This window comes from Nocardioides sp., assembly GCF_036503465.1.
In the GTDB taxonomy this organism is placed as follows: domain Bacteria; phylum Actinomycetota; class Actinomycetes; order Propionibacteriales; family Nocardioidaceae; genus Nocardioides.
Window position 1 is genome coordinate 63071 of record NZ_DASXWU010000074.1, and the last position, 24413, is coordinate 87483.

General features: G+C 72.3%; 24 protein-coding genes. 12 read left to right on the forward strand and 12 right to left on the reverse strand.

Going from position 1 to position 24413, the window contains the following annotated elements:
- Positions 1-38: 38 nt before the first annotated feature.
- Positions 39-1784, reverse strand: a complete 1746-nt coding sequence (locus VGK78_RS13790) for a sensor histidine kinase (RefSeq protein ID WP_331528234.1) — start codon at positions 1782-1784, stop codon at positions 39-41.
- Positions 1781-2446: a response regulator transcription factor gene (locus VGK78_RS13795; protein ID WP_331528235.1), complete on the reverse strand. Its 666-nt coding sequence runs from the start codon at positions 2444-2446 to the stop codon at positions 1781-1783. Before VGK78_RS13795 ends, VGK78_RS13790 begins: the two co-directional genes overlap by 4 nt.
- Positions 2447-2597: 151 nt before the next feature.
- Here VGK78_RS13795 and VGK78_RS13800 point away from each other — a divergent pair, with 151 nt between their 5' ends.
- From VGK78_RS13800 to VGK78_RS13820, 5 genes are all read left to right on the forward strand, one after another.
- Positions 2598-2999, forward strand: coding sequence for a hypothetical protein (locus tag VGK78_RS13800; RefSeq protein ID WP_331528236.1), 402 nt, complete (start codon positions 2598-2600; stop codon positions 2997-2999).
- A gap of 115 nt (positions 3000-3114) precedes the next feature.
- Positions 3115-4152, forward strand: coding sequence for a M48 family metallopeptidase (locus VGK78_RS13805; protein WP_331528237.1), 1038 nt, complete (start codon positions 3115-3117; stop codon positions 4150-4152).
- A gap of 71 nt (positions 4153-4223) precedes the next feature.
- Positions 4224-4796 (forward strand): hypothetical protein, encoded by a 573-nt coding sequence (locus VGK78_RS13810; RefSeq protein ID WP_331528238.1) that lies wholly within the window; start codon positions 4224-4226, stop codon positions 4794-4796.
- Positions 4797-4848: 52 nt separating this feature from the next.
- On the forward strand, positions 4849-5454 hold the full coding sequence (locus VGK78_RS13815; RefSeq protein ID WP_331528239.1) for an RNA polymerase sigma factor: 606 nt from the start codon (positions 4849-4851) through the stop codon (positions 5452-5454).
- A gap of 203 nt (positions 5455-5657) precedes the next feature.
- Positions 5658-6209, forward strand: coding sequence for a hypothetical protein (locus VGK78_RS13820; RefSeq protein WP_331528241.1), 552 nt, complete (start codon positions 5658-5660; stop codon positions 6207-6209).
- Positions 6210-6252: 43 nt separating this feature from the next.
- On the opposite strand, the gene VGK78_RS13825 is transcribed toward VGK78_RS13820, so the two are convergent.
- The 5 genes from VGK78_RS13825 to VGK78_RS13845 form a co-directional block, all read right to left on the reverse strand.
- A complete protein-coding gene (locus VGK78_RS13825; protein WP_331528242.1) occupies positions 6253-7119 on the reverse strand; it encodes an HpcH/HpaI aldolase/citrate lyase family protein in 867 nt (288 codons plus the stop codon).
- Positions 7116-8243, reverse strand: a complete 1128-nt coding sequence (locus VGK78_RS13830; RefSeq protein WP_331528243.1) for an HpcH/HpaI aldolase/citrate lyase family protein — start codon at positions 8241-8243, stop codon at positions 7116-7118. The genes VGK78_RS13825 and VGK78_RS13830 overlap by 4 nt, the downstream gene beginning before the upstream one ends.
- 114 nt (positions 8244-8357) lie before the next feature.
- Positions 8358-9980: a monocarboxylate uptake permease MctP gene (gene mctP, locus VGK78_RS13835; protein ID WP_331528244.1), complete on the reverse strand. Its 1623-nt coding sequence runs from the start codon at positions 9978-9980 to the stop codon at positions 8358-8360.
- Positions 9977-10231, reverse strand: a complete 255-nt coding sequence (locus VGK78_RS13840) for a DUF3311 domain-containing protein (RefSeq protein WP_331528245.1) — start codon at positions 10229-10231, stop codon at positions 9977-9979. The genes mctP and VGK78_RS13840 overlap by 4 nt, the downstream gene beginning before the upstream one ends.
- Positions 10232-10324: 93 nt before the next feature.
- Entirely contained in the window at positions 10325-10615 is a 291-nt protein-coding gene (locus VGK78_RS13845; protein WP_331528246.1) for a YciI family protein, read from the reverse strand.
- 92 nt (positions 10616-10707) lie between these two features.
- On the opposite strand from VGK78_RS13845, the gene VGK78_RS13850 reads away from it, so the two are divergent.
- A complete protein-coding gene (locus VGK78_RS13850) occupies positions 10708-11442 on the forward strand; it encodes a class I SAM-dependent DNA methyltransferase (protein WP_331528247.1) in 735 nt (244 codons plus the stop codon).
- Between the two features lie 12 nt (positions 11443-11454).
- Here VGK78_RS13850 and VGK78_RS13855 read toward each other — a convergent pair whose 3' ends face one another.
- The 5 genes from VGK78_RS13855 to VGK78_RS13875 form a co-directional block, all read right to left on the reverse strand.
- Positions 11455-12030 (reverse strand): DUF1992 domain-containing protein, encoded by a 576-nt coding sequence (locus VGK78_RS13855; RefSeq protein ID WP_331528248.1) that lies wholly within the window; start codon positions 12028-12030, stop codon positions 11455-11457.
- Between the two features lie 104 nt (positions 12031-12134).
- Positions 12135-12512: an MFS transporter gene (locus VGK78_RS13860; RefSeq protein ID WP_331528249.1), complete on the reverse strand. Its 378-nt coding sequence runs from the start codon at positions 12510-12512 to the stop codon at positions 12135-12137.
- Between the two features lie 31 nt (positions 12513-12543).
- The gene (locus VGK78_RS13865; protein ID WP_331528250.1) at positions 12544-13881 is read right to left on the reverse strand and encodes a M20/M25/M40 family metallo-hydrolase; all 1338 of its coding nucleotides are present in this window, start codon (positions 13879-13881) and stop codon (positions 12544-12546) included.
- Positions 13878-16007, reverse strand: a complete 2130-nt coding sequence (locus VGK78_RS13870) for a S9 family peptidase (protein WP_331528251.1) — start codon at positions 16005-16007, stop codon at positions 13878-13880. The genes VGK78_RS13865 and VGK78_RS13870 overlap by 4 nt, the downstream gene beginning before the upstream one ends.
- A gap of 123 nt (positions 16008-16130) precedes the next feature.
- The gene (locus VGK78_RS13875; RefSeq protein WP_331528252.1) at positions 16131-16739 is read right to left on the reverse strand and encodes a nitroreductase family protein; all 609 of its coding nucleotides are present in this window, start codon (positions 16737-16739) and stop codon (positions 16131-16133) included.
- A gap of 10 nt (positions 16740-16749) precedes the next feature.
- Between VGK78_RS13875 and VGK78_RS13880 the strand changes: the two genes are divergently transcribed.
- From VGK78_RS13880 to VGK78_RS13905, 6 genes are all read left to right on the forward strand, one after another.
- Positions 16750-17958 carry an allantoate amidohydrolase gene (locus tag VGK78_RS13880; protein WP_331528253.1) on the forward strand — a complete coding sequence of 403 codons (1209 nt, stop codon included), beginning with the start codon at positions 16750-16752 and terminating at the stop codon, positions 17956-17958.
- A complete protein-coding gene (locus tag VGK78_RS13885; RefSeq protein WP_331528254.1) occupies positions 17955-19304 on the forward strand; it encodes a formimidoylglutamate deiminase in 1350 nt (449 codons plus the stop codon). The genes VGK78_RS13880 and VGK78_RS13885 overlap by 4 nt, the downstream gene beginning before the upstream one ends.
- The gene (hutI, locus tag VGK78_RS13890) at positions 19301-20458 is read left to right on the forward strand and encodes an imidazolonepropionase (RefSeq protein WP_331528255.1); all 1158 of its coding nucleotides are present in this window, start codon (positions 19301-19303) and stop codon (positions 20456-20458) included. The genes VGK78_RS13885 and hutI overlap by 4 nt, the downstream gene beginning before the upstream one ends.
- Before the next feature lie 187 nt (positions 20459-20645).
- Positions 20646-20798, forward strand: coding sequence for a hypothetical protein (locus tag VGK78_RS13895; RefSeq protein ID WP_331528256.1), 153 nt, complete (start codon positions 20646-20648; stop codon positions 20796-20798).
- A gap of 37 nt (positions 20799-20835) precedes the next feature.
- Positions 20836-23772 carry a helix-turn-helix transcriptional regulator gene (locus VGK78_RS13900; protein WP_331528257.1) on the forward strand — a complete coding sequence of 979 codons (2937 nt, stop codon included), beginning with the start codon at positions 20836-20838 and terminating at the stop codon, positions 23770-23772.
- A gap of 107 nt (positions 23773-23879) precedes the next feature.
- A partial coding sequence (locus tag VGK78_RS13905; RefSeq protein ID WP_331528259.1) for a cytochrome P450 occupies positions 23880-24413 on the forward strand: 534 nt, incomplete at its 3' end.

Genomic DNA, 24413 nt, shown 5'->3' on the forward strand with positions numbered 1-24413 from the left:
CTGGCTCCCGCTCAGGCGGACGACCCGGAGAAGGGCGGTCAGGAGAGGGGCAGGTGGGCCTCGACCAGGGCGCCGCGGTGGCTGGTCGAGACCTCCAGCGTCCCGCCGACCTCGGCGGCACGCTCGCGCATCGAGCTGATCCCGACGCCGGGGGTCCAGGGGCGGCCGTTCCGGCCGGCGTCACGGACGACGAGCGACAGCCGCCCGTCGTCGACGCCGATCGCCAGGGTCGCGGTGTCGGAGCCGCTGTGCCGGGCGGAGTTGGTGAGCGCCTCCGTCGCGATCCGGTACGCCGCGGCCTCGACCGCCGCGGACAGCCGCGGCAAAGCGTCCGGCGCCTCGATCGTGACCCGCATCGGACGGCCGTCCGAGGTCTGCACCCCGGCGGCACGCTGGCGCAGCGCCGGCACGAGGCCCAGCTCGTCCAGGGCAGGCGGGCGCATGTCGTAGACCAGCCGCCGGATCTCGCCGACCGCGCTCACCGCGTCCGCGCGGAGCCCGCGCAGGAGCTCGTCGGCGGACTCGGGCTGGTCGCGCAGGGTGTTGCGGGCGGCGTCGGCGGTGAACGCGATGCCCGAGAGTGTCGGTCCGAGACCGTCGTGCAGGTCCCGCCGGAGCCGGCGGCGTTCCTCCTCGATGGCGGCGATCGCCTGCCCGCGCGACGTCCGCAGGTCGGTGGCGAGCTCCCGGGCCCGCAGGGTCTGCGCGAGCAGCGGGGCGACGATCCGGAGGACGCGCTCGTCGCCCGCGCTGAGCGAGAGGTCCCCGGGCCGGAGTCCGACCACGATCTCGCCCATCGTGTCGGGCCCGAGTGTCAGCGGGAGCCGTCGCAGCGACGTGACCGGCGTGCCTGACGAGGCGAGCTCGACCCCGCCGACGGTGAGGCTCGCGTAGGGGAGCACCAGCGCCTCGCGGATCGCGCGCAGTGCCAGAACGGGCTCGCCGCCCACCCGGTCGACGACCTGGGTCGCGGCGTCGAGCGGGTCCGGTCTGTCCCCGAACAGCATCTCGTCGACCACGCCCCGCAGCACCACGAGCAACGGATGGAACGTCGTGGCTGCCACCGCGCCGACGACTGCGAGCACGCCGGTCGACGGATGCGGCTGCCCGAGCATGTCGAGCCCCGAGACGATGCCGACGAAGATCGCGACGTACACGATGAGGACGACCCCGAGCACGACGACCTGCACGATCAGAGCCCGGACGTCGACGAGGCGCGGGCGTCGTACGCCGACCACCATCGCGGGCCCGACGGCGGCGAACAGGACGGAGCCGACCACGATGGTCGCCTCGGGCGTGGTCAGGAACGCGCAGTGGCCGAAGACGATCCCGGCCGTGCCCAGCGCCAGCACGATCCAGAGGATCGCCACGCGGTCGTCCTCGTCGGAGTTCTCGAACCGCCACCACACGTGCGCGATCAGGGTCATGGCGAGGGCCAGGGCCATCGAGCCGGCGAACGAGCCTCGGCTGTAGTACGTCGTCCCGAGCACCCCCGCTCCGAGCACCAGGACCAGGGCGCAGAAGTCGACGGCATGGTGCCGGCGTACGCGCGGGTAGAGCACCACGGTCAGGGCACCGGGGAGCTCGAGCGCTGCGACGAACGCCGTACGGCCCGTGGTGTCGTGGCCGGCCCACCAGGCGGCGAGTCCCGCCAGCATGCCGAGCGACGCGACGACGGCCGCGGTGCCGGCGGCCCGGGCGTGGGTGCGGAGCAGGGCCGCCCCACCCGCCCCTAAGGTCAGCACCGGCAGCGTCGTCGCCGAGAGGACGAGGGGCTCGTTCACCCCGGCCCTCCGACACCGCGCTCGTGGGCCCGGATGATCGCCTCGGCCCGGCCGGCGACCTGCAGCTTGGCGAAGATCGTGGTCAGGTTGTTGGCGACGGTCTTGGGAGACAGGTAGAGCTCGCTCGCGATCTCACCGGTCCGGCGACCCCGGGCCAGCAGCTCGAGGATCACCCGCTCGCGTCCGGTCAGCTCCGGGAAGGGGTACGCCGGTGCCGGCGCCGTCGGCGGGTCTGCGAAGTAGCCGAGGACCCGCTCGGCGACACCCGGCCCGAAGATCGCCTCACCTGCGACGACCGCCCGCACCGCACGCACGATGTCGTGCTGCTCGGCCTCCTTGAGGAGGTATCCCTGGGCGCCGGCCTGCATGGCGGTGAAGACCGTCGCGTCGTCGTCGTACATGGTCAGCATCAGCACCCGGGTGGCAGGGACCGCGGCACGGATGCGACGGGTCGCCTCGACGCCGTCGAGGCCCGGCATCCGCACGTCCATCAGGACGACGTCGGGCCGGGTCAGCTGGGCCTCGCGGACCGCGGACTCGCCGTCGGCCGCCTCACCGACGACCTCGAGTCCCGGGATCGTCCGGAGCAGCGCGACCAGGCCTCCGCGAACCACCGGGTGGTCGTCGGCGACGAGGATCCGGATCGGCGCACCGTCCTCCATGTGGTCATGATGACGGCGCGGCGGCCCTTCTGGCCCGGGAAGTTCCTCCCGACTGCGGGAACGCCACGGGACGGTCCCGGGACGGCGGGCCCTGTCGACGGGCACCCACTCGAGGAGACGGTGGCGACACCGACCACCGTCAGGAGACACCATGTCCACCATGTCCACCACCGCCGGGACCGCGCGCATCTCGCCGCGGCTCCACGCCGGCCTCGCGATCTCGGCGTTCCTCGGGCTGGGCAGCATCCCGTTCGTGTTCGCGCCCACGCCCTCGGGCGACGACGGTCCGCCGGCTGGGGTCCTCGCACTCAGCGTGCTGCTGGGACTGGTCTCGGTCGTCTGCGCGGCCGTGGCCTGGCGGTCCGGCAACCGGCTGGCGATCCGGATCAACGCGGCCGCGCTGCTGATCAACGCGCTCACCTCGCTGCCCGCGTTCTTCATCGACGTCGAGTCGTGGATCAAGCTGACCTCCGCGGTCTCGGTCGTGCTGACCGTGACGGCGCTGGTGCTCACCCTGCGCCGCGAGCACACGCCGTTCACCGTCACCGACTGACCGGCCCTGCTCGGTTCGTCCGCCTCAGCGGAACCCTTGGCTGCCTCTGGGGCGGACGACCCCGGGGGACCCGCGACACGCCGCGGTCTCACCGGATCTGATGCACACTGCAGGCATGTCGGAGTCGAACGAGTCGCGGCCCGTGCGTTCCCGGGTCGTCCTGCGAAACATCAGCTCCCGCAGCTGGGAGCATCCCGCCGACCGCGGCGCTCTCGTGGCGCTCCGCAAGCTCAAGGGCTTCGACACGGTCGTCAAGCTGCTGTCGAGCCTGATCAACGAGCGGTCGGTCCGGCTCCTCTTCCTCGGGTCGGCGGTGCGCGTCGACGAACGGCAGTTCCCCGCGCTCCACCGGGCGCTCAACGACGCGGCCTCCACGCTGGACGCGCCGCTGGTCCCCGAGCTGTACGTCCAGGCCGACCCCGGCTTCAACGCGGTGACGATCGGGCTGGACCGGCCGATCATCGTGATCAACTCGGGCATGGTCGACCTGCTCGACGAGGAGGAGCTGCGCTGGATCCTGGCCCACGAGCTCGGTCACGCCCTGAGCGGTCATGCGGTGTACCGGACGATCCTGCTCCGGCTGATGAGCATGAGCGGTGTCTTCTACTCCGTCCCGCTCGGCGGCATCGGCCTGCGGATGATCGTCGCCGGGCTGATGGAGTGGCACCGCAAGTCGGAGCTCTCCGCCGACCGGGCCGGACTGCTCGCCACCCAGGACCCCGCCGTCGCCTACCGCGCACTGATGAAGCTGGCCAGCGGGGGACATCTCGACGACCTCGACCAGACGTCGTTCTTCGCGCAGGGCGGGGAGTACGACGCGGCCGTCGACCTGCGCGACTCCGTGCTCAAGCTGCTGCTGCTCGAGCGGCGTACCCACCCGATGACGGTCTCGCGGGCCAGCGAGCTGCGCCGGTGGGTCGACAGCGGTGACTACACCTCGATCCTCGCCGGCGACTACCCGACCCGCGACACCGACGACGACGCCAAGGTCAGCGCGGCGGCGCAGGAGGCTGCCCGCAGCTACTCCGACGCCTTCCGCGACACCCAGGACACCCTCGGCCGTCTCGTCCACGACACCGCCGGCTGGCTCGGAAGCGCCCGGCTCTGGCTCGACGAGCAGTGGCGGCGTCGTGGCGACGAGGACGCGTCGTAACGCCTGCACGGGCTCGCGTCCTCGACCTCCTCGCCGCGCGCGTTGCGTGTACGGACCGCCCGGCGCTGGTCGTGGTCGACGGGCCCGACGGTGCCGGGAAGACCGTGCTCGCCGATGAGCTGGCGGCCGTGCTCGGCCCGCCGACGGTCCGAGCGAGCCTGGACGACTTCCACCGTCCGCGTGCCTACCGGCATGCGAGCGGCAGGACGGCAGACACGGTCTGGGAGCGCAGCTTCGACTACGTCGCGGTACGCCGCGAGCTGCTCGACCCGTGGCGACGCGGTGCGGGCACGCCGTACCGCCGCCGGTGGCACGACCTCCTCTCCGACTCCTACGTCGACGAACCGGCCGAGCAGGTCCCGGTCGAGGGCCTGCTCGTGGTGGACGGGGTCTTCGCCCAGCGACCCGAGCTCGCGGCGTACTGGGACCTGGTCGTGTACGTCGATGCCGACGCCGACGTGCGTGTCGCTCGGATGGCGGGCCGCGACGGCGTAGCCACCGACCCGGAGCACCCGGACCAGCGGCGGTACCTCGACGCGCAGCTCATCTACCGCAAGACCTGCCGGCCGCTGGCGTCGGCGGACGTCGTCCTCGACAACACCGACCCCGGCAGTCCAGTGGTCGTCGGCCCCGATGAGTCGTGACGCGATACGTCGAGATCTCCCGGCCCGGCCGTCCGCGTGGAACCATGGTCCGGTGACCGATGAGGGGGCGCTCGACGAGACCGTCCGGCGCATGTGCGCGGGCGACGGCGAGGCCTTCCGCGTCGTGTACCGCGCGGTCCAGGCGCCTCTGCTGCGCTACCTCGAGGTGCTCGTCGGCCGGGAGGATGCCGAGGACGTCGCCTCCGAGACGTGGGGCCAGGCAGTGCGCGACCTGGACCGCTTCTCGGGAGACGCCGACGGCTTCCGCGGCTGGATCACGACCATCGGCCGCCACCGTGCGCTCGACCTTTTGCGCCACCGGTCCCGCCGGATCCGTGCCGACCAGGACCTGACCGGCGTAGACGTCGCCGACCCGGTCGACCTCGAGGTCCGGGTCGCCGAGGTGCTCACGACCGAGGCTGCACTGGAGCTGATCCGCCGCCTTCCGCGCGACCAGGCAGAGGCCGTGATGCTGCGCGCGGTGATGGGGCTGGACGCCAGGAGCGCAGGCGCGGTCCTCGGCAAGCGGGCCGGTGCCGTCCGCTCCGCGACGCAGCGCGGACTGCGCTCGCTCGAGCGCACCCTCGACGTACGACCCGAGTCGCTGCTCGAGGTGCGTGACACTTTCCGGCGCTTCGGCGCTGAAGGAGTGAGATGAGCATGGTGCGAAGAGACGTCGGAGCAGGCGATCGTCGGCGGAAGTCCCGCGACGCCCTCACGTCGCGTCCCGAAGTCGAACGTCTGCTGGATGCCGCGAGCGCGCCCGCCAGCCCCCGTGAGCTGGCCGGCGAGCCCGCTGCACTCGACGCCTTCCACCGTGCTCGTCTCGTCCTCATGCCGACGACCCCCCGGAGAGAAGAGATGAGTCCGACCCGTCCCGCCCTCAAGGCAGCCATCGCCGCTGCCGGCGCAGTAGGCCTCCTGTCGACCGGTGTCGCCTTCGCGGCTTCCGACCACGCTCCGTGGTCGAACGCCACCGCGGGCGCGGCGTCGACCCACGCGGCCGACCCCACGCTTCCGACGCACCCGACTCACGCCACGGGCGCACCGAGTGACGACTCCTCGGAGAGCACCGGCCCGAACGTGCGCGCCCTCGGTGGCCTCTGCCGCGCCTACGCCTCCGGCAACAAGACCGAGAAGGGCAAGGCGCTCGAGAGCCCGGCGTTCGTGGCCCTGGTGACCGCGGCCGGCGGTGCGAACAACGTCGCGACGTTCTGCAGCACGGTGACGACCGGCCCGTCCGGCACGCACCCGACCCACCCGGGGCACCCCACGCAGGCCGCATCGCCCTCGCATCCCGCGCAGCCGACGCGCCCCGCGCACCCGACGCACCCGACCGAGGGCTCCACGCCGTCGCACCCGGCGCCCGTGCAGCCGTCGCAGCGCGTGAACCCGACGCCTCCGTCGCACTGACCGGTCGACTCCTGTCTCCGTCGGAGCGCGCCGGAGACAGGAGTCAGCCCAGCGCGCTGATCGCGTCCGCGATCGCGAGCGTGCGCTGCGCGCTCTCGACGTGGAGGCTCTCCACCATCCGTCCTCGGTAGGTGACCACGCCGGATCCGCGTCCGTCCTCCCAGGCCTGCAGCACGCCACGGGCGTCCTCGACCTCCTGCGCGCTGGGTGCGTACGCCGTGTTGGCGCCGTCGACCTGGCCGGGGTGGATCAGGGTCTTCCCGTCGAACCCCATCTCCCGGCCCTGCCGGCACTCCGCGAGGAACCCGTCGGCGTCCTGCACGTCGTTGTACACGCCGTCCAGGATCGACGTGCCTGTCGCGCGGGCGGCGAGCACGGCCATGCCCAGGCCGGTCAGCAGTGGGTGACGGCCCGGCACGTGTGCGGCGTACAGCTCCTTCGCGAGGTCGTTGGTGCCCATCACCAAGACGGTGAGCCGCTCGCTGGCAGCCGCGATCTCCTCCGCATGGAGCATCGCAGCCGGCGTCTCGACCATCGCCCAGAGCTCGGTGTGCTCGGGCGCGTCGAAGCCGGCCATCGCCTCGACCAGCGCGAGGACGGCGTCCGCGCTGTTCACCTTCGGGACCACGATCGCGTCGGGGCCGGCGGCGCACGCCGCGGCGAGGTCGTCACGATGCCACGCGGTGTCGGCGCCGTTGACGCGGATGGTGACCTCGCGAGCGCCGTACTCACCCCCGGCAGCGGCCGCGCAGGCTGCGTCGCGGGCGGCGTGCTTCGCGTCCGGGGCGACGGCGTCCTCGAGGTCGAGGATCAGCCCGTCGCACGGGATGGACCGCGCCTTCTCCAGGGCCCGCGCGTTGGACGCCGGCATGTAGAGCACCGAACGCCGGGGCCGCAGGCTCTCGGTCACGCCTCGCCCTGCTCGTCCGATGCGCCGGCACCCGGGATGGCGTCGTACAGCTTCTTCAGCTCGGGGTCGCGCTCGGCGAGCTGCTCGGCGAGCTCGACCAGGACCAGGCACTGCTTGAGGGAGGCGTCGTCCTCCATCTTCCCGTCGAGCATGACCGCCGCCGTCCCGTCCCCCATCGCCGCGACCACCCGTCGCGCATGGGCGATGTCCTCGACCGTGGGCGAGAACACCCGGTGGGCGATCTCGATCTGTTCGGGGTGCAGGCTCCAGGCGCCGACGCACCCGAGCAGGTAGGCGTTGCGGAACTGGTCCTCGCACGCCACGACGTCGGCGATGTCGCCGAAGGGTCCGTAGTAGGGGAAGATCCCGTGGGCGGCGCAGGCGTCGACCATCCGCGAGATCGTGTAGTGCCACAGGTCCTGCTGGTACGTCGCGCGGTCGCCCTCGACGTCCACTCCGTCGGAGGTACGCCGCGGATCGGCCCGCACCAGGTAGCCCGGATGTCCGCCGCCGACGCGGGTCGTCTTCATCCGCCGGTCCGCGGCGAGGTCGGCCGGTCCCAGGCTCAGCCCCTGCATCCGCGGGCTGGCGCCGCAGATCTCCTCGATGTTCACGACCCCTCGTGCGGTCTCCAGGATCGCGTGCACGAGCAGCGGCCGGGTCAGTCCGGCTCGGGCCTCGAGCTGGGCGAGCAGCCGGTCGACGTACGCGATGTCCTCGGCGCCCTGCACCTTGGGGATCATCACCACGTCGAGCCGGTCGCCGATCTCGGTGACCAGCGCGGTGAGGTCGTCGAGGACCCAGGGGCTGTCGAGGGCGTTCACGCGGGTCCAGAGCTGGGTCGAGGCGTCCTCCCCTCCCAGGCCGGCCGTCCCGCGGGCGATCTTCACCAGCCCGTCGCGAGCGGCCTCCTTGCGGTCGGCGCGCACGGCGTCCTCGAGGTTGCCGAGCAGGACGTCGACGGTGCCGACGAGCTGCGGGACCTTGGCCGCCATCTTCTCGTTCGAGGGGTCGAAGAAGTGGATCGCCCTGCTCGGCCTGGCCGGGATCTCACGCAGGGGCTCGGGCGCGCCGACCGCGAGCGGCCGGAAGAAGTCCTTGGGGCTGCGCACACTACTGGGCATGACCGGGACGCTATCGCCGCGAGCAGGTGGCCCGGTATGACCCACTCCACTCGCCCGGACGTCATACGGACGGAGCCCTAGAAGGCTCCGTCCGTGTGACGTTGCGGGGTGGAGCTAGGCGTGGGCCGGCCGGTGCGGGTCGATCTCTGGCTCGACGCCCACGTCGCCGACGTCGGCGGAGTAGTCGTCCGCAGTGGTCTCGTCGACACCGTCGGCCACCTTCAGCGCGCGCAGGACGAACGTGAGCACGATCGCGATCAGGACGTTGATGATGAACGCCGTGGCAGCGATGTAGACCTTCGTGTCCGTCCACGGGAACACCGCCAGCGGGCTGCCGAAGTGGGACTGCGTCGGCGACGCCTGGTCGTAGGCGACCCAGGTGCCGTAGATCATGCCTCCGGCCCAGCCGAGCAGCACCGCCCATCGGTGGAACCATCTCGTGTAGAGCCCGATCACGATCGCCGGGAACGTCTGCAGGATCCAGACACCGCCGAGCAGCTGCAGGTTGATCGCGAACGACTTCGACAGCGCCAGCACGAACAGCAGCGCGCCGAGCTTGACCACCAGCGACACCAGCTTGCTGACCCGGGCCTCCTCGGCCGGCGTCGCACCGGGCCGGAAGTAGGCCCGGTAGATGTTGCGGGTGAACAGGTTGGCGGCCGCGATCGACATGATCGCCGCCGGCACGAGCGCGCCGATCGCGATGGCGGCGTACCCGACGCCCGCGAACCAGCTGGGGAACTCGTTCTCGAACAGCTGCGGCACCGACTGCTGCGGGTTGTCGACCTTGACGCCCGCGGCGACCGCGACGAAGCCCAGGAGCGCGATCAGCCCGAGCAGGAAGGAGTACGCCGGCAGCAGCGCGGCGTTGCGACGGATCACGCCGCGGTTCTTCGTCGACAGCACGCCGGTCACCGAGTGCGGGTACATGAACAGCGCCAGCGCGGAGCCGATGGCCAGGGACATGTAGGCCCATTGCGCCGCCGGCGGCGTGATCTGTGCCTTGGGCAGCGCCTGGCCCGCGGCGATCGCCTTGCTGTTGTCGCTGTTGAACGAGTCGAACGACGTCTTCACGGCGCTGAACACGTGGTCCCAGCCGCCGATCTTGTGGGGCAGGTAGATCACCGCGACGATGATCACGATGTAGATCAGGGTGTCCTTGACGAACGCGATCACCGCCGGCGCGCGCAGGCCCGAGGAGTACGTGTACGCCGCGAGCACGATGAACGCGATGATCAGCGGCAGGTCCTTGACGAACCCGTTGCTCCCACCGAACCCGGCCACCTGCAGCACGACCTGGATGCCCACCAGCTGCAGCGCGATGTAGGGCATCGTCGCCAGGATGCCGGTCAGCGCGACGGCGAGGCCGAGGGTCCTGGAGCCGTAGCGGCCCTCGACGAAGTCTGCCGGGGTGACGTAGGCGTGCCGGTGCGAGACCGACCACAGGCGGGGCAGGAACAGGAAGATCAGCGGGTAGATCACGATCGTGTAGGGCACGGCGAAGAAGCCGACCGCGCTGCCGGCGTACATGGTCGCCGGTACGGCGATGAACGTGTAGGCCGTGTAGAGGTCGCCGCCGATCAGGAACCACGCGATGAACGAGCCGAAGCCGCGACCGCCGAGACCCCACTCGTCGAGGCTGGCGAGGTCTGCTCGCCGCCAGCGCGCGGCGGCGAAGCCGAGCACCGTGACGACGAGGAACAGGAAGATGAGTACGCCGACTGCCACGCCGTTCATCGCTCACCCTCCCGGTCCTTGCGGTCCGCGACGAGGGACAGCAGGTAGGCGATGACCGTGATGATCGCCGCGCAGATGATCAACAGGAACTGGAACCAGTAGAAGAACGGGAAGCCCCACAGGGTGGGGTCCGTCTTGTCGTAGAGCGGGACCCAGAGCGGGATGACAACGGGTGGGATGAGGATGATGACGATGACCACCCAGAGGCCGGTCGAGCGGCGGCGGGTGGGTCTGACTGACTCCTGTGACATGACAACCTCCGGCAGGTCCGTTCCCCCGTGGCTCGACCGTGACACTAGTCACTTTCGGCCACGGGAGGGAAGAGGGCCTGGGGTGGCTGGGGGTCAGAGCCCGTCGAGCGCGCGGTGCCGCGTGACCGGGCTCCACTCCTTCACCGACGTGACGGTGACGCCAGGCGCCGAGTAGTAGGGGTCGGCCGCCATGATCGCGTCGAGCTCCTCGCGGTCCGCCACGATGAAGACGAGGAGCGCGCCGCTGTCGTCGGGCCAGGGGCCGCCCGCGAGGAGCTTCCCCTCGGCGGCGAGCCCGGCCAGCCGCTCCCGGTGTCCCGGCCGGAGGCCGAGCCGAGTCGTGTCGTCCGGGTCGTCGGAGTAGGCCAGCTGGACGGCGTACATGGCCGTCATCGTAGGACTCGTCCGTCTGCGAGCTCGGGCCACCCGGACGGAATCCGGTCGACGTCGCGTGGCCGCACTGCCAGGGTCGGGGCATGGTCGAGAACTGGTTCGTTGAAGACGTCGCGGCGACGTACGACGAGGAGTCGGCCGACCGGTTCGACCCGGCGGTGCTCGACGCGACCGTGGACTTCCTGGCGGGTCTGGCCGGCGACGGCCGTGCCCTCGAGCTGGCCATCGGGACGGGTCGGGTCGCCGTGCCCCTGGCCCGACGCGGTGTGCCGGTGGCGGGGATCGAGCTGTCGCCGGCGATGGTCGCGCGCCTGCGTGCCAAGCCCGGCGGCTCGGACCTCGAGGTCGTCGAGGGTGACATGAGCCGCGCGCGGGTCGACGGGGACTTCTCGCTGGTGTACCTCGTGTACAACACGATCGCGAACCTGACCTCGCAGGACGCGCAGGTCGCCTGCTTCGAGAACGCCGCCCGGCACCTCGCGCCGGGTGGGTGCTTCGTCGTCGAGCTGTACGTGCCCGCCCTGCAGAGGATCCGACCAGGCGAGCGCTTCCTCGTGTTCGCCGAGGAGCCGGGCTACCACGGTTTCGACGAGTACGACGTGGCGACGCAGGCGCAGTGGTCGCACCATCTGCACCTGCGCGACGACGGCACGTACCGACGGAACTCGCTGCCCTTCCGCTACGCCTGGCCGGCCGAGCTGGACCTGATGGCACGGATCGCCGGGCTGCGGCTGAGGGAGCGGTGGGCCGACTGGGACCGCATGCCGTACACGGCCGAGAGCGAGCAGCACGTGTCGGTGTGGGAGAAGCCCGCCTGATCGTCTGTGCGGTCAGTCCCCGCGGCGCCTGAACCAGCGGCGACGACGCTCGTTCCCTGCTTCGGCCGCCGACGGTGCCGGCGCGTTGTGTGCCGCTGCTTCGCGTCGCCGTGCCAGGCGGCGTCGCCGCCAGGCGTCGATCTCGGCGTCGACGTCGCGGGGCATCGTGATCAGCGGCGGGCCGTCGACCGGCGTGTAGCGCGCCTTCATCACCCGCGCGTTGAAGTCCTCGAGCTCGCGGCGTACCTCCGACTCGGCGGTGTGCCGGTCGAGCTTCGCGTCGAGCTCGGAGTCGTCCTTGCGAAGCTGGAGGGCGGCCGGAAGGACGCCCGTGATCTTCTCGCGCTCGATGAGCTGCCTTACCCACCAGTTCGGGTCGTGCTGGAGGCCGAGGTTCTTGATCGGCTTGCCGGCGCCGGGGAGGTTGTCGAAGTCGCCGCGCTCCATCGCCTGCTTGATCTGCAGGTCGACGTACTCGTGCTGGCGTGCGATGCGCTGGTGCGCCGCTGCCCGGCCCGTGCGCTCGTCGCGCTCGGGGGAACGGTCCGGCGTGCCCGGGTCGCGACCGGGCGTCTCCGAGGTGCCCATGCGACATCCTCCCATGGGGCCCGGACGACCATTTCGTCGGGGACTATCGGGTTGGGGTGGTCCGGGGCAGGAGCAGGAGTGCGAGCGCGGCGAGGAGGGCTTGCTCACGAGTTCCCGCGGTGCGCCGGTAGACGATCGCCACCTCGATCGGCAACCACACGACGTACCCCCTGGATCGCGAAGCCGACCAGGAACGTGGTGAACCCCGGTGCCAGCGCGAGGGCCCACGAGCCCAGTGCCGTGATGGCCGTCGAGAGCAGCAGCACGGTGCGCGCGCCCAGGAGGTCACCGAGCCGTGCGAGGAGCGGGACGGCGAGAGCGGAGACGATGAGCTGCGCCGCCTCGAACCAGTTCACGCTGGCGTCGCGGATGTCGAGGTGGCCGGCGATGTCCTTGTAGATCGGGGTGTAGTACCCCTGCAGCACGCCACTGGCGAGCTCGACGCACACCAGGAAGCCGACGACCGAGGTGAGAGAGCGCACGGCCGCCCGCCCGTCAGTTGCGAGCCGCCCCTCAGTCGCCACCCGGCAGCCTCTCGATGAGTGCCCGGTACCAGTCGATGCCGGCCAGGAAGGCGTCGACGTCGAGGTGCTCGTCGTAGGAGTGGACAGCCCGGCGCTGGGCCTTGCTCATCCGGAACGGCGCGAACCGGTAGACGTGCTCGCAGATCCGGGTGAAGTACCGGGAGTCTGTCGCACCGCTCGGGACGTACGGCGCGACGACGGCGTCCGGGAAGTGCTCGGCGACCAGACTCGCGAGATGGTCGAAGACCTCGTCGACCGGTGAGACCCGACTCGCCTCGCCGCGCTCGACGACCGCGATCCGGACACCCGGGTCGTCGATCACCTTCCGGAGGTGTGCGAGCACCTCGTCGACGGTGTCCCCGGGCATCACGCGGACATTGACGCCTGCGGTCGCCGAGGAGGCGATCACGTTGAGGGCGGGGCTGCCCTCAAGCGTCGTCGTCGCGAACGTCGAGCGCGCCATCGCCGCGGACTCGGGGCCCGCCGAGGTGAGGGCCTTCGCCAGCAGTGGCCGGATGCGGTCCGCGCGGGCCATGAGAGGTCGCGCGGGAGCCGGCAGGTGCGGCGCGAGCCGGCGCATCAGGTCGACGGTGGTGTCGGGGACGCGGGCGGGCATCGGTGAGCGGTCGATGCGCAGGATCGCCCGCGCCAGGCGCGCGGCCGGGCCGTTGCGGGCCGGCGTCGAGGCGTGTCCGCCGCGGCCCTCGACCCGCAGCTCGACACTGGTGGTGCCCTTCTCGGCCACACCGATGGCGGCGACCGGTCGTCTCACGCCGGGGAACGCCTCGTGGGCCACGGCCCCGCCCTCATCGAGCACGAGCCACGGCCGTACGCCGCGGCGTACCAGCTCGTCGACGGTGGCCACGGCAGAGGTGCCGGACACCTCCTCGTCGCAGCCGAAGGAGAGCCAGACGTCCTGGGCCGGCTCGTGCCCGGCCCCGAGCAGCCGCTCGACGGCCTCGCAGACCGCCGCGACGCACCCCTTGTCGTCGAGGGTGCCGCGGCCCCAGACCGCGCCGTCGGCGATCTCGGCCGCGAAGGGAGGATGCTGCCAGGGGGCGGACTCGTCGACCGGTACGACGTCGAGGTGCGCCATCAGCACGACCGGCTGCTCGGTGGTCCGGCCGGGCCATCGGAACAGGAGGCCGTGGCTGCCGACGCGGGTGAGCTCGAGCCGCCCGTGGAGCAACGGGAACTGCGTGCGCAGCTCGTCGTGGAGCCGGTCGAAGGCCGTGGTGTCGACGCGGGAGGTGTCGCGGTCGGAGACCGTCGGGATGCGGACCAGCGCCTGGAGCTTCGCCACGGCCGGATCCGGCGTGCCGGTCATGCGGGCGTGCCGGGCGGGTCCTGGGGGTCGGCCAGTGCGGAACGCAGGAACTCGACCTGGAGCAGCAGGAGGTTCTCGGCCACGGCCTCCTGCGTGGCCATGTGGGTCACGCCCGAGAGCGGGAGGACGGTGTGCGGACGGCCCGCGGCCAGCAGGGCCGACGAGAGGCCGAGAGTGTGCGCCACGGCCACGTTGTCGTCGGCGAGTCCGTGGATCAGCATCAGCGGTCGGCGCAGGCCGGGCGCGTCGTCGAGCAGCGAGCTGCGGCGGTAGACGTCGGGATCTGCAGTGGGGTCGCCGAGGTAGCGCTCGGTGTAGTGGGTGTCGTAGAGCGTCCAGTCGGTGACCGGCGCCCCGGCCACGGCGGCGTGGAAGACGTCGGGACGACGGAGCACCGCCAGGGCTGCCAGGTAGCCCCCGAAGGACCAGCCCGAGATGCCGACGCGACCGAGGTCGAGCTCCCCCGGGAGCTGCTCGGCCGCCGCACGGAGGGCGTCGACCTGGTCCTCGAGGACGGGTCCGGCGAGGTCGAGATGGACGGCGCGGTCCCACGCGGGCCCGCGTCCACCGGTCCCTCGTCCGTCCGCGATCACGACGGCGAACCCCTGGTCGGCGAACCACTGCGGCTCGAGGTAGAGGTTGTGCGCCGTCGTCACCATCCGGAAGTGGGGCCCGCCGTACGGTGCCATCAGCACCGGCAGCGGACCGTCGGGTCGCACGTCGTCTCGGGGCAGGACGACGGCTGTGCGGAGCTCGCGCGACCCGGTCCTGATCAGTCGGGGAGTGGCTCGGATCGACGGGGTGTCGGCGTACGACGTGAGGCGCGCGACCTCGGTGCCGCCGCGGGAGATCGTCCAGGTCGTGCCGGGCGCGTCGAGGGTCGCGGTCTCGACGGCGACCACGTCGCCGCCGATGGTGCCGCGGTACATCCCGGGCGCGGTGGTGAGCCGTTCCAGGCCGGCGGAGGCGGACCAGCGGTAGAGGTGGCGCTCGGTCGGCTCCTCGGAGGCCTCGAGCAGCACCCAGTCGTCGCCGACCCCGGACACCGCGGTCACCTGGAGGCCGGTCGGCGTCGCGGCCTCGCCGTCGACGGTCAGGGTCGTCGTGTCCTCGTGTTCGGCGAGCCCGACCAGCCGGCCGTCCGCCAGCCACGCGGGAAGCCTGGGATGCAGGTCGACCCAGGTCGTGCTGGTCTCCTCGGCGATCGCGCGGGTCGCGCCGGACCCGGGGTCGACCTCGAGCAGGCACACGGTGCGCTGGTCGCGGCTCTGGGCGACGACGTACGGCGGCCGATCGGCCGGCCAGCCGGCGGTGGCGAGGTAGGGAAGGGCGTCGGCGTCCCACGCGACGTCGACGCGAGCTCCGTCGAGCCCGACGATCGCTACCGTGACGACGGCGTTGGGCGTGCCCGCGGTGGGGTAGCGCGTCTCCGTGGCCGGCTGCTCGGGATGGGCGGGGTCGGCGATGTGCCAGCGGCGCACGGGCGACTCGTCCACGCGCGCGACCAGGAGCTGCTGCCCGTCGGGCGCCCACCAGTAGCCGCGGGAGCGGTCCATCTCCTCGGCCGCGACGAACTCGGCCACGCCCCACGTGACGTCGTCGGAGTCCTCGCCGATGACGGGGCGACCCTGGGAGCCGTCGCTCTCCACGACATGCAGCGCGCTGCCGGTGACGTAGCCCACCCGGGACCCGGTCGGGTCGAGCCGTGGGTCGATCACGGGGCCGGCGACGGGCAGCTCGACAGCATCCCCGGTCACCAGATCGGCCCGGAAGAGACGGCCGCCGAGTGCGAACACGGCCTGGGTCGCGCCGGTGTCCACGTCGTACCCGACGATGCCGCCGGCGATCTCGCGCATCCGCTCGCGGCGGGCGCGCTCCTCGGGAGGTACGTCGTCATCCCCGGTCGTGAGGAGGGTGGCGGGTTCGGCGACCTGCCGTTCCTTCCCGTGCTCGACGTCGAGCACCCACAGGGCGTTGACGGGGTCGGTGCCGGAGACCGAGCGAAGGAAGACCACGCGCGAGCCGTCGTCGGCGACGGTGACGTTGCGCGGCCGGCCCAGCGTGAAGTTGCGGGTGCGGGCGCGGTGGCGCGGGAAGGAGAGGGGCTGGCCGGGGCTGTCGCTCATCGGGCGAGCATCCCATCCGCCGGCCTCGGCGCGGACGGTGTGGCGCGGTCTCTCGGATCCGAGACGGTGCCCGCCGGATGGCGCGTTGACCCGGTGTCGTCGTACCGATGGACTGGGGTCGTGTCAGGACGACCAGCGGCCGTGGTGCACGACGTCGGCCAGGTCCTTGCGCCGCCGCTTGGTCGGCGACCCGCTGGGCGCTTCGTCCGGGAGCCGGTGACCGAGCGAGATGACGCCGACGGGGTCGAAGTCATCGGGGATGCCGAACGCGTCCCGCGTAGCGCGCTCGTAGTCCGGCTCGATGCCGAAGAAGCATGCTCCGAGCCCCTCGTCGACGGCGGTGAGCAGGATCAGCAGGCTCGCCATCGCGGCGTCCATGTGCCAGAAGGGCACCGGCCAGCGCGCCTCGTCGAGGTCGGTCCAGCCCTTGTCGGGCTCGGCGTACCGGTTGAGGTACGTCGCCTTGCTCGAGCACGGGATGATCAGCACCGGCGCGGTCTGCATGCCGCGGAGCCAGCTGTCCGGCAGCTCGCCGGGCGACGTGGACACCTGCCAGAACGTCTCGACGTCCGCCGGCTGGTCGAGCACCAGGAACGCCCAGCCCTGGCTGAAGCCGGCGCTGGGCGCCCGCACGGCGTTGGCCAGGGCACGGTCGATGAAGGCCGGGTCCACCGGGGTGTCGGCGTACTCCCTGATCATGCGGCGACGGCGGACGACGTCCTGGAACTCCATGGGAGTGAGTGTGCCTGATCACTTCGAGGACATGTGGCGCACCATAGCGCCGATCGGGCGTGCGGAGCGGAGTGGCGGCTACTTCCGGCAGCCCTTCGGGAGCGCCGAGCGCGAGCTGGACGCCTGGTTCGTCGAGCAGGCGGTGGCGCGCGGGCTGCGGCTCGAGACCGACGGCTTCGGAAACCGGATCGCCTGGTGGGACGGAGGCTCCGGGCCGGGGGTGGTGACGGGCTCGCACCTCGACTCGGTGCTGGACGGCGGGGCGTACGACGGGCCGCTGGGCGTGGTGTCGGCGCTCGCCGCCCTCGAGGTGCTGCGCGAGCGCGGCTTCCGGCCGGCCCGGCCGATCGGGGTGTCGGTGTTCGTCGAGGAGGAGGGGTCACGCTTCGGGCTGGCCTGCCTCGGGTCGCGGCTGGCGACCGGTGCCACGACCTGGGAGAGGGCCAGCGGTTTGCGCGACCGGGACGGCGTACGGCTCGATGAGGCGCTGGCCTCTGCTGGTCACGAGTCCGAGAATCCCCAGCCCTGGCTGGGATCCGAGCGCATCGCCTGCTTCGTCGAGCTGCACGTGGAGCAGGGTCGCGACCTGGTCGACCGCGGCGACGCGATCGGTGTGGTGAGCCGGATCTGGCCGCACGGGCGCTACCGGTTCGAGATCTCCGGCGAGCCCAACCACGCCGGGACGACGCGGATGGAGGACCGCCGTGACCCGATGTTGACCTACGCGATGACCGCGCTCGCCGCCAACAAGCAGGCGCGGGTCGCGGGTCAACGGGCGACGTTCGGGCGGGTCGACACACAGCCCAACTCCACCAACTCCGTGCCGTCGTCGGTGACCGCCTGGATGGACGCGCGGGCCGAGACCGACGAGGCGCTGGCCGAGCTGGTCGCCACCATCGCGCGGCAGGCGGAGGAGCGGGCCGAGCGGGACGGGACGACCCTCGCCGTGACCGCCGAGTCGGTCTCAGGCGCGGTCGACTTCGACGCCGAGCTGGCGCGGCGGATCGCCTCCGACCACGAGACCGGCGACTGGCCGGTCCTGCCGACCCAGGCCGGCCATGACGCCGGAATCCTCTCTGCGGCGGCCATCCCGAGCGCCATGCTCTTCGTCCGCAACCCGACCGGCGTCTCCCACTCGCCGGACGAGCACGCCGAGATGCCCGACTGCCTGGCGGGCGTCGACGCGCTGGCCGAGACCTTGGCGAGGCTCGCGTCGTGAGCGACCCCACGGCGTACCTCCTGGAACGGGCCTGGGTCGAGGGCGCGGTCCACGACGACGTGTTGGTCGAGATCGAGGGCGGGCGGTTCTCCCGGGTGGAGGTTCGCGGCCCATCCATGACGTTCGCGGGTGATATTTCGGCCCAGAACGTCAGGGATCCCCGGTCCACCGGGGAAGCCGCCGCTCTCCCCGGCCTCACCATCCCCGGGCTCGCGAACTGCCACAGCCACGCGTTCCACCGGGCGCTCCGGGGGAGGACCCAGCGGGGGCGGGGGACGTTCTGGACCTGGCGCGACCAGATGTACGACGTGGCGGCCCGGCTCGACCCCGAGACCTACCTGGAGCTGGCGACGGTGAGCTACCGCGAGATGGTGGCGGCCGGGATCACCAGCGTGGGGGAGTTCCACTACCTCCACCACCAGCCCGACGGCACGCCGTACGACGACCCGAACGAGATGGGCCACGCTCTGGTCGAGGCCGCGCGGCGGGCCGGCCTGCGGATCACCCTGCTCGACACCTGCTATCTGAGTGCAGGTTTCGGGAGGCCGCCGGAGGGACCGCAGGTGCGGTTCAGCGACGGCGACGTCGACGCGTGGGTCGACCGCGTCAGCGAGCTGGACCCGACGGACCACTGCCGGATCGGGGGCGCCTACCACTCGGTGCGGGCGGTGCCGCTGGACCAGATGCGGCGGTACACGTCCGCACCGCTCCACATCCACCTCTCCGAGCAGAGGGCCGAGAACGAGCAGTGCCTGGCGGCCTATGGCATGACGCCGACCCGGGTGTTCGCCGAGGCCGGACACCTCACGGAGCACAACACCCTGGTCCACGCCACGCACCTCACCGACGAGGACGTCCGGCTGATCGGCCAGGCGCGGGCCCACGCATGCTTCTGCCCGACCACCGAGCGCGACCTCGGCGACGGCATCGGGCCGAGCCGGGCGCTGGACGCTGCGGGGGGTCGGCTCACCCTGGGCAGCGACAGTCACGCCGTGATCGACCTGTTCGAGGAGATGCGCGCCGTCGAGCTCGACGAACGGCTCGCGACCCAGCAGCGCGGGCACTGGGCGGCCGCCGAGCTGCTGGCCGCCGCGACCCGGCACGACTCGCTGCACTGGGAGGACGCGGGCGAGATCGCCGTCGGGCGTCGCGCCGACCTGGTCACGATCGGCACCGACCGGGTGCGTACGGCGGGCACCGGCGCCGACGAGCAGACCGCGGTGTTCGCCGCGACCGCCGAGGACGTCACCCAGGTCGTCGTCGACGGTCGGGTCGTCTTCCGCGAGGGTGACCGCGACCAGCTCGGCCGCGACCTGGACGACGTGATCGGGAAGGCCTGGACGTGACGAGCACGGTCATCACCAACATCGGCGAGCTGGTCACCAACGACCCCGACGCCGACGACCTTCTCGGTCTCGTCCCGGACGCAGCGCTGGTCGTCGAGGGTTCGACGGTGGCCTGGGTCGGGTCTGCCGCGGAAGCGCCGGCGGCCGACCAGCAGGTCGATGCCGGCGGCCGCGCGGTCATCCCGGGGTTCGTCGACTCCCACTCCCACCTGGTCTTCGCCGGCGACCGCGCCGCGGAGTTCGCAGCGCGGATGGCGGGGGAGCCGTACGCCGCCGGCGGCATCCGCACGACGGTCGCCGCCACCCGCTCCGCCACCGACGAGCAGCTGACCAGCCAGGTGGCCCGGCTGGTCGGCGAGATGCGGCGCCAGGGCACCACGACCGTCGAGATCAAGAGCGGGTACGGCCTCAGCGTCCACGACGAGGCGCGCAGCCTCGCGGTGGCGCGGCAGTTCACCGAGGAGACGACGTACCTCGGCGCCCACGTCGTCCCCGAGGGCACCACACCCGAGGAGTACGTCGCCCTCGTCACCGGTCCGATGCTCGAGGCCTGCGCGCCCCACGCTCGCTGGATCGACGCGTTCTGCGAGACCGGCGCCTTCGACGCCGACCAGTCCCGGACCGTCCTCGAGGCCGGGATCGCGGCCGGGCTCCGGGGACGGCTCCACGCCAACCAGCTCGGGCCCGGTCCCGGCGTACGGCTGGCCTGCGAGCTCGGCCTCACCGCCGTCGACCACTGCACGTACCTGACCGACGACGACGTCGCCGCGCTCACCGGCTCGGGCACCATCGCCACCCTGCTGCCCGGGGTGGAGTTTTCGACCCGGCAGCCCTACCCGGACGCGCGGCTGCTCCTCGACGCCGGCGTCCGGGTCGCACTCGCCTCCGACTGCAACCCGGGCTCGTGCTTCACCAGCTCGATGGCGCTGTGCGTCGCGCTCGCCGTACGGGAGATGCGGATGACGCCGCCCGAGGCGGTGTACGCCGCCACGGCGGGCGGCGCGGCGGCCCTGGACCGCGACGATGTCGGGGTCCTGACGCCCGGCAGGCAGGCCGATCTGGTGCTCCTCGACGCGCCCACACACGTCCATCTCGCCTACCGGCCGGGGGTACCGCTCGTCTCCGCGGTCTGGATCGCCGGCCGCCCGGTCTGATTCGCCCGTCGGTCTACCCGCCCAGGCGGGTAGACCGCGGCCCGTCTGAGGTAGGCAGAACGCGCCCGGCGGGCCCTTCTGAGGTAGGGCCGCCGCAGAGATAGGGAACGGTGCCGATGTCCCGATCTACCTCAGGGAGCGAGTCTCTTCATGTCAGCCAGACACAAGACACGAAGGGATCGCAGAGATGAACGACTTGTTCCTCCTCGAGCCGGAGTACCAGTACCGCGCCAAGCGTGCGCGGGCTGAGCTCAAGCCGGTCCGGTACCGCAAGTGGCGTCGTCGCCTCGAGACGGACGGGCCGAGCGCGGCCACCAACGAGAACAACTGGATCAACTGAGATGTCGATGTCGGTGGTCCTCGACAGAATGGACCACATGCCATCGGAGTTGGTCGGACGAGATGCCGAGCTGGAGCAGCTGTGCTCCACGCTCGGCATCTCTGTTCCCGAGGCCGGGGCTGCCACCGACCGCTCCGCCGTCCTCCTCGCCGGCGACGCCGGCGTCGGCAAGACCCGCCTGTTGACCGAGCTCCGCGACCGGAGTGTCGCCGAGGGCTGGCTGGTCCAGGCCGGGCACTGTCTCGACTTCGCCGACAGCGCCCTCCCCTATCTCCCGTTCTCAGAGATCACCGGCCGCGTCGCGCGTGAGCTGCCCGACCTCTTCGACGCGGTCGCCGAGCGCCACCCCGCGCTGCTCCGTCTGCTGCCCGGTCAGCGGATGTTGAGCCAGGCAACCGACCCCGAGTCCCTCCCGGCCGACCAAGCCGCCCTGTTCGACGCCGTCCACGCCCTCGCCGAGACCGCGGGGGCTCGCCGACCCGTCCTGCTCGTGGTCGAGGACCTCCACTGGGCCGACCAGTCGACCCGAGACCTGATGAACTTCCTGTTCGGCCGCGGCTTCGAGGCTCCGGTCGCCCTGATCGCCTCCTACCGCTCCGACGACCTCCACCGGCGTCACCCGCTCCGCCGCCAGGTCACGGTGTGGGCACGGATGAGCGGCGTCGAGCGCATCCAGCTGGGGCCTCTCGGCAAGGCCGACGTACGCCGCCTCGTCCAGCAGCTGCACCCCGACCCGCTCCCCGCGGAGCGGGTGCGCGACATCATCAGCAGGTCCGAGGGCAACGCGTTCTTCGTCGAGGAGCTCGTCGGCGCCGCCCGCACCCGCACCGGCCGCATCCCGGAGGATCTCGCCGAGCTCCTCCTGGTCCGCCTGGAGAACCTCGACGACTCGGCGGTCACCGTGGTCCGCGCCGCCGCGGTGGCCGGCCGCCGGGTCTCGCACGCCGCGCTCAGCGCGGTGGTCGGGCTCGAGCCGGCCGAGCTCGACGCAGCCGTTCGCGAGGCCGTCGAGGGGCACGTGCTCGTGCCGAGCAGCGACGACTTCTACCAGTTCCGCCACGCCCTGCTCGCCGAGGCGGTGTACGACGACCTCCTGCCCGGTGAGCGCACCGGGCTCCACGCGGCGTACGCCAAGGCCCTGGAGGACGGCCGGGCCAACGGCACCGCGGCCGAGCTGGCGCGTCATGCCCGCCTGGCCAAGGACTACGCGACCGCGCTCACCGCCAGCCTGCGCGCCGGCGACGACGCCCGCGCGGTGGGTGGCGCGGAAGAGGCCGCCCAGCACTACCTCCAGGCGCTCGACCTGTGGCACGACACCCGGCTGCCCGACGACGCCGACCTCGACTACCCGCGGCTCGTCGGCCTGGTGTCCGACGCCCTGATCGCGGCTGGCCACCCGGCGCGCGCGCTCGGCGTCGTCCGCGAGCAGCTCGACCACCTGCCGTCCGACGCCGACGACGAGGTGCGCGGCCAGCTGCTCGGTGTCCTCGCGGGCTCGCTGGCGATGACCGAGACCCGGGAGGACCCGCTCGATCTGACCACCAACGCGGTGGCGCTTGTCGCCGACCACCCGACGCCGGCCCGGGCCAAGGTGCTCGCCGTCCACGCGCGCATGCTGTCGCGCGCCGGTCGCTACAAGGAGGGGAAGGAGGCCGCCATGACCGGCCTCGCCCTCGCCGAGCGCCTCGACATGCCCCGCCTGGCCAGCGACATCCGGACCACCCTGGTGGGCCTGGAGAAGAAGGGCGGCCCGTCCGAGTCTCTCGTCCAGGCTCTCCGCTCCGCGATCGCCGGTGCCGTCGACGCCGGCGCCGCGACCACCGAGCTGCGCGCCCTGCTCCTGCTCGGGATGCACCATCTCGACAACGCCGAGTTCGACGAGGCCGACGCCGCGTTCGAGCGCGCGACCACGCGTGGCCGGGCCGAGGGCACCCCGTGGGTCCCCTACGCCGCCGAGGCTCGCTGGATGAACGGCGTCTCGCTGCGGTTGCAGGCACGCTGGGACGACGCACTCGCCGTGCTCGACCTCTCCAAGGAGGTCGCCCCGCCGATCTACGACGCACTCCTGACCGGCACCCGCGCCCAGATCCTGGTCGCCCGCGGCGACCCCGAGGGCGAGCGGCTGGCCCGAGAGCTGAGGCCCTTCTGGCGCGAGGAGGGGCTGGTCGCCACCACCGCCGGGGCGGCCGAGCTCGAGGCCGCCGAGCTGACGGGTGACCAGGCCGCCGCGGCCGAGATCTACCGTCTGATCACCGACACCCTGACCAGCATCTGGCACCCGCTGTTCCAGGCCCGGGTCCGGCTCGCCGCGACCACCCTGTCCGCGTTCGCCCAGGGAGCGGCACGGCGGAGCGCGACCGAGCGCGCCGCCGACGCCGCGGTGGTCGCGGGCCTGGTCGACGACGCCCACGCAGTGCTCCAGCGCCGCAACGAGAAGACCGGCACCTCCTGGGGGCCCGAGAGCCGGGCCTGGGAGTCCCGCGTCGAGGCGGAGCTTCTCCGCTGGCGCTGGGTGGCCGACGTCGACCCGCCCACCCAGCAGGAGCTGGTCGATGCGTGGCGCGACACCGAGTCCCGGTTCGAGGCGTTCGCGGCGCCGTACGAGCTGGCCACCGTCCGGGCCACGCTGGCCGAGATCCTGACCGCCACCGGCGACCCGGCTGCCGCCGAGGCGGCCACCAAGGCGGCCCTCGACATGGCCGAGCAGCTGGGCACCCGGCCGCTCCTCCGACGGTTGGGCCGCACCTCGGCGCCGGCCGGAGCGCCGGCCCGGGCTCGGGTGACCCTGACCCGGCGCGAGTCCGAGATCCTCGCCCTGGTTGCGGAGGGCCGGAGCAACGGCGAGATCGGCCGCCAGCTGTTCATCACCACCAAGACGGTCTCGGTACACGTGTCCAACATCCTGGGAAAGCTCGGCGCGGCCGGTCGGACCGAGGCGGCCGCCATCGCCCGTCGCGACGGACTCCTGGGCTGACTTCTGGGCTGACTTTCTGGGCTGACCGACAGCGCCGGTCGTGAGGGCTCTCACACCCGCCGCCCCGTTCACGTACTCGTAGTATGGCGAGCGGAACGGAGGCGCCCATGACCTCGCTCGACCACCACCAATCCCCCAGCCGCGTCGACCTCACCGCCCGGCGCTTCGAGCGGATGAGACCGTTCGGAGGCGGGCCGGCTCCGCGGTTCGACACCCGCGGCCTGCCGCCGGGGCCGCGCTGGCCGGTCTGGTTCCAGTCGGCGGCCCTGCTGCGGTTCCGGCACTGGTTCGTGCCTCGGATGTGGCGCCGGTACGGCGACGTGTTCACCGTCCGCATCCTCCCGGGCGGCCGTCCTCTGGTGCTGTTCACCCGACCCGAGCAGGCCAAGGAGATCTTCGCCGGCGACCCCGAGGTCTTCCATGCCGGCAAGGGCAACGCCATCCTCGGTCCGATCATGGGCGAGCACTCCCTGCTCCTCCAGGACTCCGCGGAGCACCAGCGGGCTCGGGCGCTGCTGATGCCGGCGTTCAACGGCCAGGCCCTGCGCGGCTACCGCTCGCTGGTCGAGGGCGTCGCAGCCGAGGAGGTCGGCCGCTGGCGCAGGGGTGAGGAGTTCCGCAGCCTCGACCGGATGAACGCG